This window comes from Cellulosilyticum sp. ST5 (genome assembly GCF_046529625.1).
In the GTDB taxonomy this organism is placed as follows: domain Bacteria; phylum Bacillota; class Clostridia; order Lachnospirales; family Cellulosilyticaceae; genus Cellulosilyticum; species Cellulosilyticum lentocellum.
Genome location: NZ_CP132338.1, coordinates 2,199,946 through 2,218,836 on the forward strand (window position 1 = coordinate 2,199,946; position 18,891 = coordinate 2,218,836).

Below are 18,891 nucleotides of genomic sequence, written 5' to 3' on the forward strand. Positions count from 1 at the left end.
TCATAATTTTATAATGAAATAAGGAGGACTTAATATGAGTTGTTGTGGAAAAAATAATAGAAATTTCTTTTCTCATAATCACAGAGTTTGCTGTGATGACTTTGATGATGACCGTTGCTGTGATAGACATCGTGATGATGACCGCTGCTGTGATAGACGTCGTGATGATGATGACTGCTGTGATAGACGTCGTGATGACGACTTTACTGGTATTTCTTGCCCATTTCAGAATAATAATGATTGTCTCTGCGAAAATAGTTTAAGAGATGTTGCTTGTAAATTAACTAATCAAAGAGTTATTATTCATGTAGACGGCTGCAAAATGTGTGTTGTTATCGTAGGAATCGGCAAATGTTTCCTTAAAACAATTAACCCTTGCACACAAAGAATTGTATACTTTAACTTTAACCGCATTGATAACATTGAAGATGTACTTCCTCGTTGCTTTTAGTTCTTTCAAAAAATGCAGCAGATAGATTTTCTATCTGCTGCATTTTTTGTTTAACCTTAAACGTCTTTACTTTATTTTATACTAAATACAATTTACCATTAAAAGCAAGCATTTTGATTGGTTGGCTATTTACAAACACTCTCTAATTTCTTCTTAATCCTTTGCAACGCATTATCAATAGATTTAGGTGATTTATCAAGTTCTTTAGCAATCTCTTGATAGTTCTTCCCACTAATATAAAGATTTAATACTTGCCATTCTAGTTTGCTTAATGCTTTTATAATTTGATTATTAAGAACCTCCAGATTTTCTTTACTGATCATTTCATCTTCTGGTGTCATAGATGTATTGTTTTTAATTGTATCTAATAAAGTAATCCCTTCATCGTCCTCTTCATTCCCTTTATGATTAATAGGAATACTCAGGGATATACTTGTATTAAGCGGAATATGCTTTTGTCTTGAAACTGCTTTGAAAGCTGTACTTACTTGTCTCGTCACACAAAGTGTAGCAAAAGACTTAAAGCTTGTGTCTTTATGAGCATCATAATCACAAATAGCCTTAAATAAACCAATCATACCTTCTTGAATGAGATCATCTTTATCTACACCAATAAAGTAATTTGCTTTAATTTTAGTACGTACGAATCTTTTATATCGTTGTACTAGCACTTCAATTGCCTCATTTATTCCATCTCGATATCTTTCTATTAATTCTTCATCGGTTAATTTTTCCAGATTTTTATTTTCTTTTGATACTCCCTGAATAATTGCCATAACCTGCTCCTTACTCAATATGACCTCTTCGCAATTCTACCATTTTTCTAAAGTTTCTTGACTCATTCATTCTTCAACAGAATTATTTATAATACTCTCATGTGCTTGATATATTACTGATCACTGCTTTTCTTAATTTTTACTTCTTTTAATAACTCAGTAACAGATATTCTTTTTACGTCTACTCCTAAAATAACAACTTGTCCCCTTACGTTATATGCATTAATTACGACAATAATATACTCTCCTTAGTACTATTAGTATACTACAAGTTAATATATATGTTAATAGGCCTGCTTAAATAAACAAAAGGGGATATTATACTAGTAATCTAATGATCACTAACGTAATATCCCCTTTCTTTAATATCCTTCTCTTATACTAAATTTTATTAATGAATATTAGGAACTTCTCTTAATAGCACCTGAATCTCAACATTATCTACTTTTGGGGTAGTAGCATATTGTTCTGCTAAAATAATATTTCCTGTCATAGGGTCTATTAAGGCTTCTCTCTCTTTTGGACATCTTGAGACAGTAAGATTTACTTTAACTGGTGATGTGGATTGAGACTCTAATAGCTTCATATAAGTATTATCATTACCCGTTTGCTTAAAGTAAGCTACATTTTCATTTAAACGGGTTGGAAAATAAATATTGATTTCGTGCGTTTCTCCATTTTTGATAATTGCATTACTATCCTTTATTTTGATGATAATCTTATTATCCACTATAGTTTTTTCATAATTTCCCGTGCCGTCCTTAATAATTTCTTTTCCGTTTATATCCTTTATTTCTATTACTGCATTCTTTAATTGTGATTGTATTAGTTCTTTAAAAACCTTATTACCATTGTCTGTTGCCACATTACTAATATTACTTAAATCAATAACATACTCAACCTTCTTGGCATCTGTACCATAGGTAATCTTTGCATTAACATTAGATATACTTTCTGGCACTATATTATTGTTATTACTTGTTCCAGCAGGTGGCACTTCAATTATCTCTGTCCCAACTACTGTAATAATAGGGCCTACAAGTAATTGGTTTTCAACACCATACGAATCTTTAGTTTTAACAATGACATAATGTTGACCTTCTATGTTAGGTAATATAATCTCTTTACTTAAAGTTTCACTTACATAGACGTCTTTAAGTGTTACTGTAGGCTCCTCTGATTTACTAGCTCGATACCAATCATCAGGAATATTGCGATATGCAGACTCCGGCTCCGATTTTAATTTAATTCTAGGCTGTAAGGCCTTATCATGTGGTGCACCTTCATACCATTCGATATAGAAAGGATAATCTTGCTCTCCTTTTAAACTAACTGATACGTCACCAAGCGTTTGATTTTGTGCATCACTTAATTTCAAACTATCTACAAAGTATACTTCTTTACCATCTACACCAATCCAACCTCTTGCACCATCATCAGCATAAAGTGCTAGATTATATTCTCCATCTGCGTCAGGTCTAATATATCCCCAATATTGAACAGCTTTATTAGCTGCACCAGTAAAGTTGCGGTCCATTAATACTTTATTATCTGCTAATTGCCAACCTGACCAGCTGATCTTATCTGAACTCATCTTATATTGCAAAGAAGGACGATAATCATTTTGTGTTGCATGTCTCCACTTGGTCTCAATTGTATGCACTGATCCTTCTTCGAGATAAAAAACGTTACTACCAGTATTAGAACTATCTCTATAATAGTTCTTTGCTTCGTCTCCATCTTTAGGATACCAGCCATTTCCTCCCCAATAATTCCCCGCGCTCCACTGATCTGCCATAGACCTCCACTCATTAACAAATTGTTTACCATCTATTGTACCATAAGCAGATGAAGATGTTCGAATAGCAAACCAATACCACCCTGATTTTGGTGCAACAAAGTTAGCAGTCATGGTCTGTACACCCGTTTTACTGTTATCGAAAAAAGCACCTTGCTCTGGACGACTACTGTACTGATTATTACTGTCTTCTATAGCACGTTGCTTAATCTTTTCCGTAGTTAAGCGATTCGCGTTATTAAAAATCTCATCATGACTAAGAATATTATCATCTTTTGACGCTTTTGCAACGCCATATCTTACATCATAATGAAATGCTGAAAGATAGCCTGCTTCTTCGTCTACATCAGGATATGTGATTTCTTCTTTAGTGGTAGCTCCGCTTAATGTTCCTATTAATGTCCATGTACCAGTTTTAATAGGAAGCTCTACCTTTGTGCCTAAAGGAACTGTCTTCACCTGGTACTGTGGTGCTTCTGCAAGACTCGAATTTTGCATATCTACATCCACTTGAACTTTGGAATTAAGCCCTGTTATCAAAGGTGTAGCATATTCGCGCTTCAATACTTTCACACCATCTTTTGTTGCTGTATCTGATTCGAAAACCGCTTTGTAACTATCTTTAACAACATTAGTACTATCTTTAACTTCTGTTTTAATATTCAGAAAATTAGGTCCTACATCTAATTTTATCTCTTTGGTTGTCTTCCTCTTAAATTTACCCCCAAACCTTTCCTTTACTGAAAATATCATTTCTTGTGTTGGATTAACCGTTTTATCGGGATCTATACTAGGTTCTACAAACTCTAAATCATCTAGAACCTCCACATAGTAGTCAGTACATTCAGGCCATCCTACTTGTTCTTTAGAGAGGGCATTACTGTAATCCCACCAATCATTCACTTCGTTATTATTTTTATCTATATACGTAACCTGTACCCCTGTTTTACATTGACTACCTGTTTCATAAACAAAAGCTCTTATATAAAATATTGCTTTTCCTTTGATTTCAAATTTCTTTCCACCATTTTGTCCTGTTTTATATACTTCTTTTACTATAGAATTAGTTTCTCTTCCCTTATATATTACTTTTACTTCCTTATAGTTTTTGCTTGATACTTCACTAGGTATAGCTGCATACGTCAATAAACTTTGGATGACCATAATAAATGTAACTAGTATTGCTCCAATCCTCTTACCGATTTTTTTAATATTCATCTTATTCCCCCACTCCCATTTGGAAACGTTTCCAAAAAACTTAAAATAAAAATGGCCTTCACCTCCTTATTATTCTTGTAGTTTTGGAAACGTTGCCATATTCTTTTAAAATATACACCTGTAGTATTAATATCTTATATTATATAGGTATGGTTAATAAATGTAAATATATATGTGTATAATATTTATTAAATTTAAAAAATTAAATATTATATTGTTACTTAATACATCAATAGTCTTTAGATTCTATTTATACATTAGTAATCTGCTCATCTAATACGCTATTACATCGAACTGTATATTCAATTAAATATCTTCTAATATACTATCTGTCATTTTATCTACTATGTAATAGGCTCAAGTGGTTCATTAGGATTGCCTCCTATGATTTTAACATGACTTTTGAAATCAAACATTGTATCATTGGAGGCTTTTTACTATCCTAGAAATCACTACTGCTTATTCTAATTTTCCTTAGCTAAGTAGTGAATTAGTGTTTTTTATTTAAAGTGCCTTTGTCTTACAACTTCATAAACCATAAGGCTAGCTGCTACTGATGCATTTAACGAAGTAACTTTTCCATACATTGGCACACTCACTACATAGTCACAAGTCTGCTTTGTAAGTTTTGAAACACCTTCGCCCTCACTTCCTACTACAATCCCGATAGGGCCAGTTAGATTTTCTTCAAAAAGGACTTTACCATCCATATCTGCGCAAGCAATCCATAAGCCTTTTTGTTGTAAATCTTTTATAGTCTGAGCAATATTACTTACTTTTGCCACCTTAGTGTGTTCAAGGGCGCCTGCTGACGCTTTTGCAACTGTTCCAGTAAGACCTACTGCCCTTCTTTTTGGAATAATAATACCATGAACACCTGCTGTATGAGCTGTTCTGATAATCGCACCTAGGTTATGTGGGTCTTGAATATTCTCTAAGATAAGTACAAAAGCAGGCTCACCTTTAGCTGCTGCATCTTCTAGGATCTCTTCTACACTTACATATTCATGTGCAGCTACATAAGCAACAACACCTTGATGCTTTTCTCTTCCTGTGAGCTCATCTAACTTACTTTTTTCTACCTCTAATGTAACAATGCTTTTTGCTTTAGCCGCACTTATGATCTTAATAACTGAGCCTTCCTTTTCACCCTTTTGAATAAGGATTTTATCTATTTCACGTTCACTTTTTAAGGCTTCAATCACTGCATTTCTACCAAATAAAATATTTTCGTCTATTTCAAAATCCTCTGGAACCGCAGCCCTTCTATTGTATCCTCTAGTAAACTCTGGCTTTTCTTTTTTAAAGTTTTCTCGTTTGTTAAACTTATTTTCTTGATTTGGTTGTTTATCTGTACGCTCTTGTTTCTTTCCTTTTGCTTTGCCGTTTCTCATTTCATTTCTCATGTGCTTTCTTTTTCTCCTTTAAGTCACCTAAAGTGACATTTTTTCTAGCCCTAAATCAATCAATTCTTTAATCCGTTCTACTTGCCCATCTATATATAAATAACCAATGAGAGCTTCTACACCTGTAGCATGCCTGTAGTCACCAATATCACCATTTTTAGGTGAAGAATAGCTTTTTGCATTACGTCCTCTACGAAGAACAGCTTTTTCTTCTTCTGTTAAAATGTCTTCTATGGCATAGTAAAGCTTTGCCTGGGTACTGGCTTTTACTAATTCTCTCGAAGCCTTGTGTAATTTATTAACAGGTGCGTTACCTTTATTCATCACATAAGTACGGATAAAAATCTCATAAACACCATCACCTATATAAGCTAGTGCTAGTGGTGAATACGTATTCGCCTTATGATTCATTTTTCCTGCTGTTAATGTTAAAAGATTTTCTATTGTATTTTCCATCTGGACTTCTTGTACCTTTCTCATTATATACGTTTAAAACGTACACCTTCTCTCGTATCTTCAATCAGTACACCTTGATCTTTTAAAAAGTCACGAATACGATCAGCTTCTGCAAAATCTCTTGCTTTTTTAGCTGCTGTACGTTTTTCAATATACTCTTTAATTTTTTCATCGCTTAAACCGTCTTCATTATTGCCTTTTCTGTCATAAATTAAACCGAGGATGTCTGTAAGCTCATTAAATAGTTTCAATACAGCTTCTACGAATGGTTGTGAAGCACCTTCTTTGGCATAAGTATTGGCAAATTTAACAAGTTCAAAAATGATACTAATGGCATCAGCTGTATTAAAGTCGTCTTCCATATGTTCATGGAAACGTGCTTTAAAACCATCTAGTTCTTTAAGTAATGCCTTTTCCTCTTCTGCTAAATCTGCTATTTGGCTATGCTCTAAGGCAAAACTTAAAGTAGCTTTAGCATTTTTAATACGTTCTAAACTATTTTTTGCTGATTCTATTAGTTCTGCACTAAAATTAAGTGGGCTTCTATAATGTGCATTAAGCATGAAGAAACGTACCACATCATAGCCATACATTTCTCCTACATCACGTAGAGTTTTAAAATTACCAAGTGATTTGGACATCTTTTTATTATCGATATTAAGAAATGCATTATGCATCCAGTAATGTGCAAATTCTTTACCATTAGCACATTCACTTTGTGCAATCTCATTTTCATGGTGTGGGAATACTAAATCCTCACCACCTGCATGAATATCTATTGTATCTCCTAAATAACGTTTAGCCATTGCTGAACACTCAATATGCCACCCTGGACGGCCATTACTCCATGGACTTTCCCAATAAGGTTCTCCTTCTTTCTTAGGCTTCCATAGCACAAAATCCATATGATTTTTCTTTTCTTCTGTAAGTGCAACTCTTTCACTACGTCCTGCTTCTAATTCCTCAAGTACTTTCTTAGAAAGCTTTCCATACTGCTCAAATGCTGCTGTATCAAAGTAAACAGTCCCATTTATTTCATAAGCATAACCTTTTTCTATAAGCTCCTTAATCATTTCAATAATACGGTCCATTTCCTCTGTTACACGAGGATGATGGGTTGCTGGTGTTACATTAAGGTTGTGTACATCTTTTAATGTTTCTTCGATATATTGTGTAACTACTTCATTTGTAGATCTACCTTCTTCATTAGCTTTTTTAATAATTTTATCATCTACATCTGTAAAGTTTTGAACATAGTTAACTTCATAGCCTACACTTTCGAAATAGCGGCGTACTGTGTCAAATACAATATAAGGTCTTGCATTTCCTATATGAATTAGGTTATATACAGTTGGTCCACATACATACATACGTACTTTATGAGGTTCAATTGGTTTAAATTCTTCTTTTTGTTTTGTTAAAGTATTGTAAATTTTAATCATTATCTTTCTCCTTACTGATTCTTTTCTTGATAGTCGTTGCAAGCTTCTTTATTCTCACAGTTTTCATCTTCACAACGATGTTGATTCGGCTGTCTGATGAATTCAGTCTGCTGCATACGTTCACAAAACTCTGGTGATACATAAATCTCTGGTGACTCATCTAAAACAACGGCTTTTTTCATTGCTTTTAATTCTTTATCAGATAAACCCATTTGATGCTCTAGTGACTTAAGCTGTTCTTCTAAACCTTCTACTGTTCTTCTTAATGTGCAAATTTCCATTTTCACAGGGTCTGGCAACTTAACTTGGTCTAAGTCTTCACAAGGATTAATACGTTTTCCTTGAATTCTAACAACTTTTCCTGGAATACCTACTACCGTACTATCTTCTGGTATTTCCTGAAGCACTACAGCATTAGCAGCTATTCTAGAATTATCTCCTACTTTAAAAGGTCCTAATACTTTAGCGCCTGTACTAATCATCACATTATTACCAATGGTAGGGTGCCTCTTACCATGATCTTTTCCTGTTCCCCCTAGAGTAACACCATGATAAATCGTAACGTTATCTCCTATCTCACAGGTTTCACCAATAACGACTCCCATGCCATGGTCAATAAATAATCCTTTTCCAATGATTGCACCTGGGTGAATTTCTATTCCTGTTAACCCTCTACCAATCTGGGAAATAAGTCTGGCTATAAAAAAATGCTTTTTCTTATAAAACCAATGTCCCCATTTATGAAATAATAAAGCATAAAAACTAGGGTACAAAAAGACTTCTGCACTTGTTTTAATCGCTGGATCTCTTTCTTTAATGACACGAATTTGTTCTTTTACATATCCCATAATAACTTATTCCTCCCTTCTTTTAAAAAAATCATTTTTACTACTGGTTATTACTCCTTTTTATTTAAATCAAACAAATGTACTACATACTATTTCTACAAATAGCTATTGTCTTTTGGGCAATAAAAAAACTCCCCCTCCTTGTTCAGAGGCGAAGTCACTCGCGGTTCCACTCTGATTAAGGGACATAAATCCCCTATCTCATTTACTGGTAACGTCAGCCTACGAGATATGCTAAACGACTTCACATATCCAGCTCCAGAATGCACTTCTTATGAATCACTATGAAACTCTTTCACCAACCGAGTCTTCTCTAACATAATTTTTCATAATACTCTTTCTTTCATTGCTTTTATTCTTATACCATTAATATATTCGATTATCTTAACATTTGATAATCCTTCATCTATCTACCCATTATAATATAGCCTATTATGAGTTTCAACACCTCTTGTAAATTTTAATACTAGAAATTATAAAGCTACTCAGCTAAAATACTTGTATAGGTACAGATAGGAGATTCATATGCAAACTATTTTAGAACATAAACAGCAAAGCTATACAAAGGAAGAGCAGTGCGTTATTGATGAGGTATCTTCAACTTACAAACTTTATGATTTTGTTGCTGCTATCATTTGCATGCGCAATGCTTTTAACTTAGATGAAATAAAAGAATATATTTTAGGTACTACGAGACCTAAAAGCTATAAAGGCCTAAAAGATATTGAAAAAGCTATAAGCCTTATTACTGAAAGTATATCACTTAACGAAAAAATTCGTATTGTAGGGGATTATGATGTAGATGGTGTAACGAGTACTTACGTTCTTCTCACTGTCTTCGAAGCTTTAAATTATCCTCATATTAGTCATTACTTGCCGGTTCGCGAGAAGGACGGCTATGGGTTAAACCCAGATATTGTAGCTAATGCCCATGCTGATGGTGTAAGCTTACTCATTACTGTAGATAATGGTATTTCTGCGGTAGAAGCTGTGACTAGTGCTAAGGAACTTGGAATGAAAGTCATTGTTACTGACCACCATGAGCTGCCTAATGAGCTTCCAATAGCAGATGCTATCATTAATCCACATCAAGTAGATTGTGATTATCCTTATAAAAGTCTGGCAGGTGTAGGCATTGCTTATAAATTAGGTCAAGCCTTAATCTCTCACTTTAAATTAAAACCTGCTCCAGCTTTAGTAGCACGTATTCAGGGATTAGTTGCACTAGGTACTGTCTGTGATGTAGCACCTTTAGTTGGAGAAAATCGTCATATGGTAAAAACAGGTTTGGGTGCACTTAATAAAGGTGCCTTACCTGCCGCTACCATGATTAATTCTCGTATTTCTGTGGGAACTTTAGGTTTTCAAATTGGTCCTAGATTAAATGCTTGTGGTCGACTTGAAAGTGCCGAAACCGCTCTTGAATACTTACGTACCACTGATCCTAATACCCTTTATCCTTTTAAACAACGCTTAGACAGCTTAAATAAAGAGCGCCAAGATGAGGAAATGGACTCTATTGCAAGAGTCAATGCAAAGGTTGAAGCCATGACTACCTTACCCGATATTATTATTGACATTGATGAAATGGCTCATGAAAGTGTGGTTGGCTTAGTAGCTGGGCGTATTAAAGAAAAGTACTATCGTCCGACTGTTGTTTTTTCACGCACTATTCATGGTACTTATAAAGGTTCTGGACGCTCTATCGAAGAATATGATATGTTCCAAAGCTTCAAGCCTTTTCTTCATTTATTAGATGGTGGTGGTGGTCACCCTATGGCTTGTGGTCTTAAAGCTTCCACTGTAGAACAAATTCACGCGTTTGCCAAAGCTGTTAACGAGGCTTCCTCTTTAACAGAACATGATAAAACACCAAAGATTTACGTGGATAAATGTATTTATAACGCTTATGAGTACGACTTTAATGAACTAGAAAAACAACTAAGGCTTTTCTTACCTACAGGTGCTGGTAATAGTGCTCCCACTTTACTCATTAAAGATGCCTCTCTTAAATTTAATACAAAATACGCTAAAAATCATCGTATTTCTGAAGTCGTTGCTAACTTTGGTCCTAAATCTATTGCAAGTACTCTTTGGAATGATGATACCCTTCCTGAAGCTGGCGACTATACCGGTGACATTACCTTGCAAGTAAGTGAAACAGGCTGGCAAATTAAAAGTATTTATCTTGCTATTTAAAACACTGTAAAAAGGCATAAGCTAGTGTAGGTCTTGGGGGATTCCACTAGCTTATGCCCTTTTTTATATCAATTATACTAAGTAGTAAAAGAAATGGCTTACTATTTTCTACGTGTTTTTACATCAAATGCTACAGCAATAATAAAAATAACACCTTTAACAATATATTGAAAAGAAACATCTACTCCCATTAAATTCATGCCATTAGTAAGAGACATGATAATGAGTGCCCCAATAATCGTATTGGTTACTTTACCGATACCACCGCTTACAGATACACCACCAATATAAGATGAAGCAATGGCATCTAGTTCAAAAGAAAGACCTGCTGTTGGTGTTGCAGACTGCAATCTTGAAGTATAAAGTACACCTGCTAAAGCCGCTAGTGTTCCCATTGAACAAAAAACAAATAAAGTTACTTTTTTTACATCCACACCAGATAATTCTGCTGCTTCTGGATTACCACCAATACCATAAATATATCTACCGAGCTTCGTTTTATTGAGCATAAAGTTATATGCAAATAGTACAACACTCACAACAACTGCTGTCCAAGGAATTCCTTGATAACCTGCAAGCACACCAATAATCAGTAAAATACAAGCTGAAGTAAAGATGAGCGAGAATATAAATATAGGTCTTGAAATCACATCAAACTCATATCTTTGCTTATTCTTTCTAGCTTTGCACTTAAAGTAGAGCGTTAAAATAACAGCAATAATTCCAATAATAAGTGTCATGACATGAATGCCTGCATTAACAGGTATATCCGGAATAAATCCATTAGATAGCGCATTAAACCCTTCATTCGGTACAATAATGGTTCCTGATTTTTGTGTAGCTAGTGATAATAATCCTCTAAAGATAAACATACCGGCTAGAGTCGTTACAAAAGCTGGTACCCCTATCTTAGCTACTAAAGTTCCTTGATAAAACCCAATTAGTAAACCAATTAATAATACAATAGGAATGACTAGCCACTCGGACAATTGAGCCTTTGTCATTAATATAGCAGCTATGGCTCCTGTAAAGCCAGCCACATAACCTACTGATAAATCAATATGTCGAATAATTAAGATCAGTGTCATACCAATAGCTAGTACTGCCACATAACCCGTTTGATTAATTAAGTTAGAAATATTTCTTGCCTGTACAAAGACACCATCCGTTTTAACAGTAAAAAAGATAAAAATCACAACAAGTGCAATGTACATGGCATAATCACGAATATTATTTTTTGTAAGCTGGCAAATCTCTTGACCTAAACTTAAGTTTTGATTCAATACCTTATTATTTTTTTCTAAGTTACTCATGCTCTCCTCCTATCTTGTTGTAGCCATGGCCATTACTTTTTGCTCTGTTGCTTCTTCTGCTGTAAGTTCTCCAGTAATTGTTCCATTAGACATAACATATAAACGGTCACTCATACCCAGTACCTCTGGTAATTCCGAAGAAATCATAATGATACTCATGCCTTCTTCTACTAATCGGTTCATCAACGTATAAATTTCGTATTTAGCACCGACATCAATACCTCTTGTTGGCTCATCTAATATAAGTACTTTGGGCTGTACAAATAGCCATTTAGCTAGAGAAACCTTTTGTTGATTACCACCGCTTAAATTACCTACTTTTTGTTCAATAGAAGGTGCTTTTATATTGATCGAATCCTTATACTGATTAGCCACATTAATCTCTTCATTAGCATTAATCACATTACCCTTAGTTAATACTTCTAAATTTGCTAAAGTGGTATTATACCTAATATCTTGAATAAGTATTAGCCCATTACCCTTTCGATCTTCGGTTACATAAGCGATACCTGCTTTAATTGCATCTTTAGGATGCTTAAAAGTCTTGGCTTCGCCATTTAAAAGTATTTCACCACTAGTCATTTTATAGCCACTAGGATTACCAAACAAACTCATGGCTAGTTCTGTCCGTCCAGCCCCCATAAGCCCTTGTATGCCAACAATTTCTCCTTTTCTTACATTTAAGCTAATATGATGTAAAATCTCTCTTCCCTTAGTAACATCTTCTACCGTCCAATCTTTGATTTCAAAGCAAATCTCTCCCTGGTCTTTCTTAGCTCTCTTTGGATAAATATTTTCTATTTCTCTTCCGACCATATATTTAATAATCTCTTGCTCTGTTACTTCTTGCTCTTTAGTATCCATTGAACAGATGGTTGCTCCGTCTCTAAGGACTGTAATAGTGTCCGCTATAGAAATGATTTCTTTTAACTTATGAGAAATCATAATGCAAGTTACTCCTTGACCTTTTAATTCTCTTAATAAATCTAATAGATTTTGGCTATCATCTTCGTTAAGGGCTGCTGTAGGTTCGTCTAGAATGAGTAATTCTACATTCTTGCTTAAAGCTTTTGCAATTTCTACTAATTGTTGATTTCCCACTCCTAAAGCTTTGACTTTTGTAGAAGGGTTAATATCTAATCGTACTTTTCTAAGTGCCTTTGTAGCTTCAATAATTGTTTTATTCCAATCGATTATCTTGCCACTCATGAGTTCATGTCCAAAATATATATTTTCATACAGTGTTAACTCTGGAATAAGTGCTAACTCCTGATAAATAATGGCAATACCTGCATTTTCACTATCTGCAATAGACTTAAAGGCCTGCACCTCTCCTCTATAAACAATATCACCTGAATACGTTCCTATTGGATAGACCCCTGATAACACCTTCATTAAAGTAGATTTACCTGCTCCATTTTCTCCAACTAAACAGTGAATTTCGCCCTTCTTAACCTTGAAGTTAACGTTACTTAATGCCTTAACTCCTGGAAAGGTTTTGGTTATATCTCTCATTTCCAAGATGCATTCTTCCATGCCTATGCCTCCTTTAAATTAAGACCGGCTGATAAACTGCCGGTCTTAATCTTAATGTTTATTCATAACACGGTGCTAATTAGTTTAAACCTGTGAATTTAGAAGCATCATAATAGCCTGAATCAATCAACGCTGACTTCACATTGTCCTGTGTTACAACTACAACTGGTGTTTGTTTAGATGGCACTTCTTTTTTACCATTGTCATATGTAGCATCTGTTGCTGGTGTCTCACCTTTTAAAATAGATACTGCCATATTAATAGAATCAGCAGCTAAAGTTCTTGTATCTTTAAATACTGTCATAGATTGTTTACCATCGATTACATATTGAATAGAAGCAACCTCTGCATCTTGACCTGTGATAACATAACTTGATACATCAGAATCTGCTGCAAATACATCTGCAATTGAACGAGATGTGCCATCATTTGGTACTAGTACAAATACATTTCCTTTATCTGCTGCGCTAACTGCTGTTAAGTGAGCTTCAGCTTTGGATTTAGCAACGTTAAAGTCCCAATCAGTTGTGACTTGACCAATAATAGTTGATAATTGATCACGAGTAAGTTCTTTCGTATCCTTTAAGGCTAAAGCTTCAGAAGAATTTTTGATAACGAAGGTACCGTCTGCAATTTTAGGTTGTAAGATATTCCATGCCCCTTGGAAGAATAAGAAAGCATTGTTATCTGTAGCTGCTCCAGCATAAAGATATAATGGATTACCTGTTCCTGATGCTTTTTCACTTAAGAAAGTACCCATTGCTTCTCCAACAGCAACACTATCAAAAGTCACATAATAGTCAACAGCATCGGTTCCTGTAATTAAACGGTCATAAGCAATAACAGTTACACCTGCTGCCTTTGCTGCTTCTACCGTTGCTGCTGCAGCTGAAGCATCTTGTGCACAAATGATTAATACTTTCATACCTTTTGAGATTAAAGTCTCGACATTAGCTTTTTCTGTAGCTGATGAACCTTGACTAAATAGTACTTGATTTGTAAAACCAGCTTTACCTAGAAGTTCTTCAAACTTACCTTGGTCCTGGATCCATCTTGGCTCATCCTTTGTAGGAAGAACAATGCCTACTTCAATATTTCCAGAATTACCACCAGTTGCTTTGCTATCTCCTTTATTGCTACATGCTGAAAAACAAAAAACCATCATAATACATAAAACAAGGCTTAAAATCTTTTTCTTCATAGCACCTACTCCTTTACGGTTTCTTAAGATAAATTGATTGTAGCATAGGCGTATAAGGAGTTTTTTTATAAGTATCTGTACTTTTTTATGAAGTTTTCATTTTTCTTTTAGGAATAGGATATTTTTGTTACAAAAAAATCCTATTCCTTATCCATCATATTGAGATAAACATCCTCTTTTAAATGAAATCCACCATCAATAATGACTTCATCCATATTCTCTTTGGTTACCTTAATTGGTGTCAAAGCACGATAAGGGATGTCGTAACTACCATCATTTATAGTTTGCTTTGTTTGCACTGGCTCATTTTTAGCAAGAGTTACTGCAAGCTCAGCTGCTTCCTTAGCTAACTTGGTAACATCTTTAAAAATAGTCATTGCTTGAGTGCCCTCTACTATTCTTTGACAAGCTGCAAGGTCTGCATCTTGTCCTACCACACATACTTCTCCTGCTAAGCGATATTCTGCTAGAGCCTTTACAGCTTCTCCTGCCAGATCATCATTGCCACAAATAATACCATCGATAGCACCATGTTGTTCCACCCAATGAGATACTTCATCAAAAGCCACTTCTCTTAACCAATTCTCAGCATATGCCTTATGTAACACCTTAATCTTAGTTTTGTTTAAAACCTTAAAAATAGCATCTTCTATTATGGTAACATTATTATCTGTAGGTGAACCACATATCATAATAATGTTACCATTATCAGGCACCTGCTCTGTAACTGTTTCTGCTAATAATTCACCTATCTTTTCATTATCAAAAGAAATATATAGGTCTACATCTGCATTTTTAACAAGCCTATCATAAGCAATCACTTTTATCCCTTGATTTTTTGCTTTTTTGACAAGTGGTGTAAGTGCATCTGCATCCGTCGCTACTAATACAATCACATCTACTTTTTCTGCAATTAAATACTCTATTTGTTCTTCTTGTCTTCCTACTTCCCCATTTGCATTTTGCACATAAACCTCTGCCCCTAGTTCTTCTGCTTTTGAGATAAAAGCATCTTGTTCTCTGTACCATCGCTCTACCACAAAAGAATCAAAAGACAGTCCTATTTTGATCTCTACATTCTCTTGCTTTATGGTTTCTAATGGCTGTCCACACCCTATTAGTACGCACATACAAGTAGCAAGTAAAATCCCTCCTATTCTCTTCATCTTATAGCTCCTCTCTGTACTCAGTCGGCGTTACACCTATTTGCTTTTTAAATAACCGACTAAAATAATTTGGATCTTTATAACCAATTGCTACACATACCTCCTTTATACTCATTTCCTTAATCATTAGTAGTTGTTTAGCTTTTTCTATGCGTACCTGTGTCACATAATCAATAAAATTTTCTCCTGTTTCGTCTTTAAATACTTTACTAAAATAGTAAGCACTAATATTAACTAATCTTGATACACCATCTAAGGAAATATCTTGATTAAAATGCTCATCAATATATTGTTTTGCTGTAGAAACACTCTCACTATAACATTCTTCTTTAACAGCTTGTACCTGTTTTACTAAACCCGAAAGGGTTTCTTGAAACCAACCGCTTAGTGCTTCATCTCCCTGAAGCTGAAAAATACGTTCTAAACCCTCTTCTTCTGTATAATAGGTTGTATCAACTACTTGTCTTTTAATAAGGATAATGGTTTCTAGTAATTTGACTTTAAGCACTACCTCATTGGCACCATAAAAATCTATAAGTTCTCCTAAAAAATGATTGGCTTCTGCTAAAACAGCTGTACTATTTCCTTTTTGTACAAGGGTTAAAAAGTGGTTTTCTAGTTCTGTTATGTAGTTTTGCTTACTATGATGAGATAAGACTAAGTCATTGATATGTACCACACTTCCCTCTAATGACCTTAATGCTCTTACAGCTTCCTTATAAGAAATAAAAAGCTTCTCCATAGACTGTACACTACCTATCCCTGCTCGAAACCTCACATCTATACGTGTCTTTAATTTATTTAGCATATCTCTTGTATATTGTATGATTTTAACACGTTCGTTATACTCATTCTCTAGGTGTAATTCCGGTACAAAAACAACTACCTTATTAGCCATAATAGGACCTATCACACAAGAAAAAAATTCTTTAATAATCTCCTTAAGTTCCTCATAAAACTTTTGTGCTTTTACTGTTACTCCTGTTGGATTAGTCATGTTTTTTTCTTTAATCTCATCTCCAAACTCTATAATCATTATATAGCCATTATTAGCCTCAATATCTAAAAGCTCTTTAAAATTGTTAAGCTGATTATCATAGTCCTCTTGAAATAAAATACTGTGTATAAAACCATTTTCAATAACAGGTACAACCGCCTCTAATTTTTCTTTATTCTTAAGTTCAATTTCCCTCACATGTCTTTGCTGATCTACACGCTTCATTGCTTTTCCTAGTATATCTACTATTTTATTACTGTTAAAAGGTTTTGTTAAAAATTCTATCACCCCTAAATCAATAGCTCTTTTGGCATAATGAAATTGATCAAATGCTGTAATGACTACAAAATAGGTATACGGACTAAATTTTTTAATCTCCTCTATTGCATCCATGCCATTAATACCTGGTATTTGAATATCCATTAACGCAATGTCTGGTCTAAAGTGCTCTGCTATTTCAATAGCAATGCGTCCTGTTTTAGCACTTTCAATAGCGCAAACTTCATTAAAATGCTTTTGAATAATCATCTTAAGTGACTCTATAACGATTCCCTCATCATCTACTAATAAAATCTTATACACGCGCCTCCACTCCTTCCTCTACTGACTGATTTAAAGGAATTTTTAAAGCAACCTCTGTTCCTTTATTCATACCTTCACTACTAATCTCTAAAACTTCCTCAATTCCATAAAATAAACACAAGCGATTAACTACGTTATGTAGACCAATCCCATTAGAGCTCCTACTTTCTTCTTCCTTGCTTGTTTCACCTGATAATACTTGTTTAATTCTCTCTTTACTCATCCCTTTACCGTTATCCTTCACACTAATCCAGATTTTTTCTTCTTTCTCAGCAATGGTAAGTTTGATTTTACCTTGCCACTCAATATCTCTGATACCATATTGAAAGACATTCTCTACAATAGGTTGAAGAATCATACTAGGTACCTTGGTTTGCAGTAACTTGTCATCGATTTCCTTCATGTAGCTTACCTCACCTGAAAAACGTACATTAATAATATAAATATAATAATCTACTAATTGCACTTCTTCCTCTAAGGTGGTTTCTTGATTAATTCTGGCAATATTATATCTAAAAAACTCTGCCATATTTTCAATAAATTCCGATGTACGTTCAGCACCTTCCATCATGGCTAACTGTACCCCTGCATTTAAGGTATTAAATAAAAAGTGAGGATTAATTTGAGCTTGCAAATATTTGAGCTGAGCATCTTTTAAATGATTTTCCATTAAAAGCTCTTTTTCTTTCATTTGACTTTCTATTTCCATACGTTCTCGTAAACGTTGAATATAGTCTTTGATACTACCAATCATCTTATTAAATGCTTTTGCTAAAATTTCTATTTCATCACCGGTCTCTACATGCATTAAATCTATTTCTAAATTACCTTTAGCAATCTCATTGGCTTGATTAGATAAAAGTATTAAAGGGTGTGTAATACGTCTAGATAAAATAACTAACATCACGCCATTAAAGAAAATAACACTCAATAAAATAATTGTACTTGCTAACTCTAAATATTTAAGCGACGAACGTAACTTTAAATAATTGTAGGAATTATACTGAAACTGAGCACTATTTAAACGGCTAATATAAGCATTAATATAGCCATAGATTTGATTAGCGCTGTTATAACAATCATTATACTTTTTTATATTTCTTCCTCGTTTTGCTTGGACAGCTTCATTGGTTTTACTTAAATAGTCTGTAGACATTTTTCGAATATGACTTTCCATCATTAAGCTAGTATGATCTGAAGGCTTTTCATTTAGATTTCTTAACATTCCTTGGAACTCTTGTATACTGATGTAATAAGCTTCTAAGTCCGAAGAGTTCTTAAGCTTTAAATACTGGTACATATGCTCTTGTACTTTCTTTAAACTTTCTGAAAGTTGCATCAGATTCGTATTACTTGTATAAACTGAATCAAACTTATTAATGGTATAATTAATATTCACATAGGTAATAAAGTGAGCGGCTAAGGTAATTACTGAAGTGTAAATAAATACAAAAACAAGCTTACGGCTCATAGATTGATTAATCTTATTATTCATCCTTATC

14 protein-coding genes and 1 other annotated feature are annotated in these 18,891 nt (G+C 34.2%); of the genes, 2 read left to right on the plus strand and 12 right to left on the minus strand.

What is annotated here, in order from left to right:
- Positions 1-34: 34 nt before the first annotated feature.
- Positions 35-451 (plus strand): hypothetical protein, encoded by a 417-nt coding sequence (locus QTL86_RS10715; protein ID WP_410497170.1) that lies wholly within the window; start codon positions 35-37, stop codon positions 449-451.
- A 125-nt stretch (positions 452-576) separates the two neighbouring features.
- Here QTL86_RS10715 and sigH read toward each other — a convergent pair whose 3' ends face one another.
- The 6 genes from sigH to epsC all read right to left on the minus strand — a co-directional run bounded on the left by sigH (position 577) and on the right by epsC (position 8,395).
- Positions 577-1,227 carry an RNA polymerase sporulation sigma factor SigH gene (gene sigH, locus QTL86_RS10720; RefSeq protein ID WP_410497171.1) on the minus strand — a complete coding sequence of 217 codons (651 nt, stop codon included), beginning with the start codon at positions 1,225-1,227 and terminating at the stop codon, positions 577-579.
- 391 nt (positions 1,228-1,618) lie between these two features.
- The gene (locus QTL86_RS10725) at positions 1,619-4,243 is read right to left on the minus strand and encodes a PA14 domain-containing protein (RefSeq protein WP_410497172.1); all 2,625 of its coding nucleotides are present in this window, start codon (positions 4,241-4,243) and stop codon (positions 1,619-1,621) included.
- A 500-nt stretch (positions 4,244-4,743) separates the two neighbouring features.
- Positions 4,744-5,649 carry a 23S rRNA (guanosine(2251)-2'-O)-methyltransferase RlmB gene (gene rlmB, locus QTL86_RS10730; RefSeq protein WP_410497173.1) on the minus strand — a complete coding sequence of 302 codons (906 nt, stop codon included), beginning with the start codon at positions 5,647-5,649 and terminating at the stop codon, positions 4,744-4,746.
- Positions 5,650-5,676: 27 nt separating this feature from the next.
- A complete protein-coding gene (locus tag QTL86_RS10735; protein WP_013656374.1) occupies positions 5,677-6,129 on the minus strand; it encodes a Mini-ribonuclease 3 in 453 nt (150 codons plus the stop codon).
- Positions 6,129-7,544 carry a cysteine--tRNA ligase gene (gene cysS, locus QTL86_RS10740; protein ID WP_410497308.1) on the minus strand — a complete coding sequence of 472 codons (1,416 nt, stop codon included), beginning with the start codon at positions 7,542-7,544 and terminating at the stop codon, positions 6,129-6,131. The genes QTL86_RS10735 and cysS overlap by 1 nt, the downstream gene beginning before the upstream one ends.
- Positions 7,545-7,558: 14 nt before the next feature.
- A complete protein-coding gene (epsC, locus tag QTL86_RS10745; protein ID WP_410497174.1) occupies positions 7,559-8,395 on the minus strand; it encodes a serine O-acetyltransferase EpsC in 837 nt (278 codons plus the stop codon).
- A gap of 144 nt (positions 8,396-8,539) precedes the next feature.
- Positions 8,540-8,751 (minus strand) — a binding site (T-box leader).
- 169 nt (positions 8,752-8,920) lie between these two features.
- Here epsC and recJ point away from each other — a divergent pair.
- Entirely contained in the window at positions 8,921-10,594 is a 1,674-nt protein-coding gene (recJ, locus tag QTL86_RS10750) for a single-stranded-DNA-specific exonuclease RecJ (RefSeq protein WP_410497175.1), read from the plus strand.
- A gap of 101 nt (positions 10,595-10,695) precedes the next feature.
- Here the strand turns inward: recJ and QTL86_RS10755 are convergent, their stop codons facing one another.
- The 6 genes from QTL86_RS10755 to QTL86_RS10780 form a co-directional block, all read right to left on the minus strand.
- Positions 10,696-11,907, minus strand: coding sequence for a sugar ABC transporter permease (locus tag QTL86_RS10755; protein ID WP_410497176.1), 1,212 nt, complete (start codon positions 11,905-11,907; stop codon positions 10,696-10,698).
- Between the two features lie 9 nt (positions 11,908-11,916).
- Positions 11,917-13,443 carry a sugar ABC transporter ATP-binding protein gene (locus QTL86_RS10760; RefSeq protein ID WP_013656369.1) on the minus strand — a complete coding sequence of 509 codons (1,527 nt, stop codon included), beginning with the start codon at positions 13,441-13,443 and terminating at the stop codon, positions 11,917-11,919.
- A 79-nt stretch (positions 13,444-13,522) separates the two neighbouring features.
- Positions 13,523-14,644 (minus strand): sugar ABC transporter substrate-binding protein, encoded by a 1,122-nt coding sequence (locus tag QTL86_RS10765; protein WP_410497177.1) that lies wholly within the window; start codon positions 14,642-14,644, stop codon positions 13,523-13,525.
- A gap of 140 nt (positions 14,645-14,784) precedes the next feature.
- Positions 14,785-15,810: a sugar ABC transporter substrate-binding protein gene (locus QTL86_RS10770; RefSeq protein WP_013656367.1), complete on the minus strand. Its 1,026-nt coding sequence runs from the start codon at positions 15,808-15,810 to the stop codon at positions 14,785-14,787.
- 1 nt (position 15,811) lies between these two features.
- Positions 15,812-17,389, minus strand: a complete 1,578-nt coding sequence (locus QTL86_RS10775) for a response regulator (protein ID WP_410497178.1) — start codon at positions 17,387-17,389, stop codon at positions 15,812-15,814.
- Entirely contained in the window at positions 17,382-18,884 is a 1,503-nt protein-coding gene (locus QTL86_RS10780; protein WP_127066059.1) for a sensor histidine kinase, read from the minus strand. The genes QTL86_RS10775 and QTL86_RS10780 overlap by 8 nt, the downstream gene beginning before the upstream one ends.
- Positions 18,885-18,891: the final 7 nt, after the last annotated feature.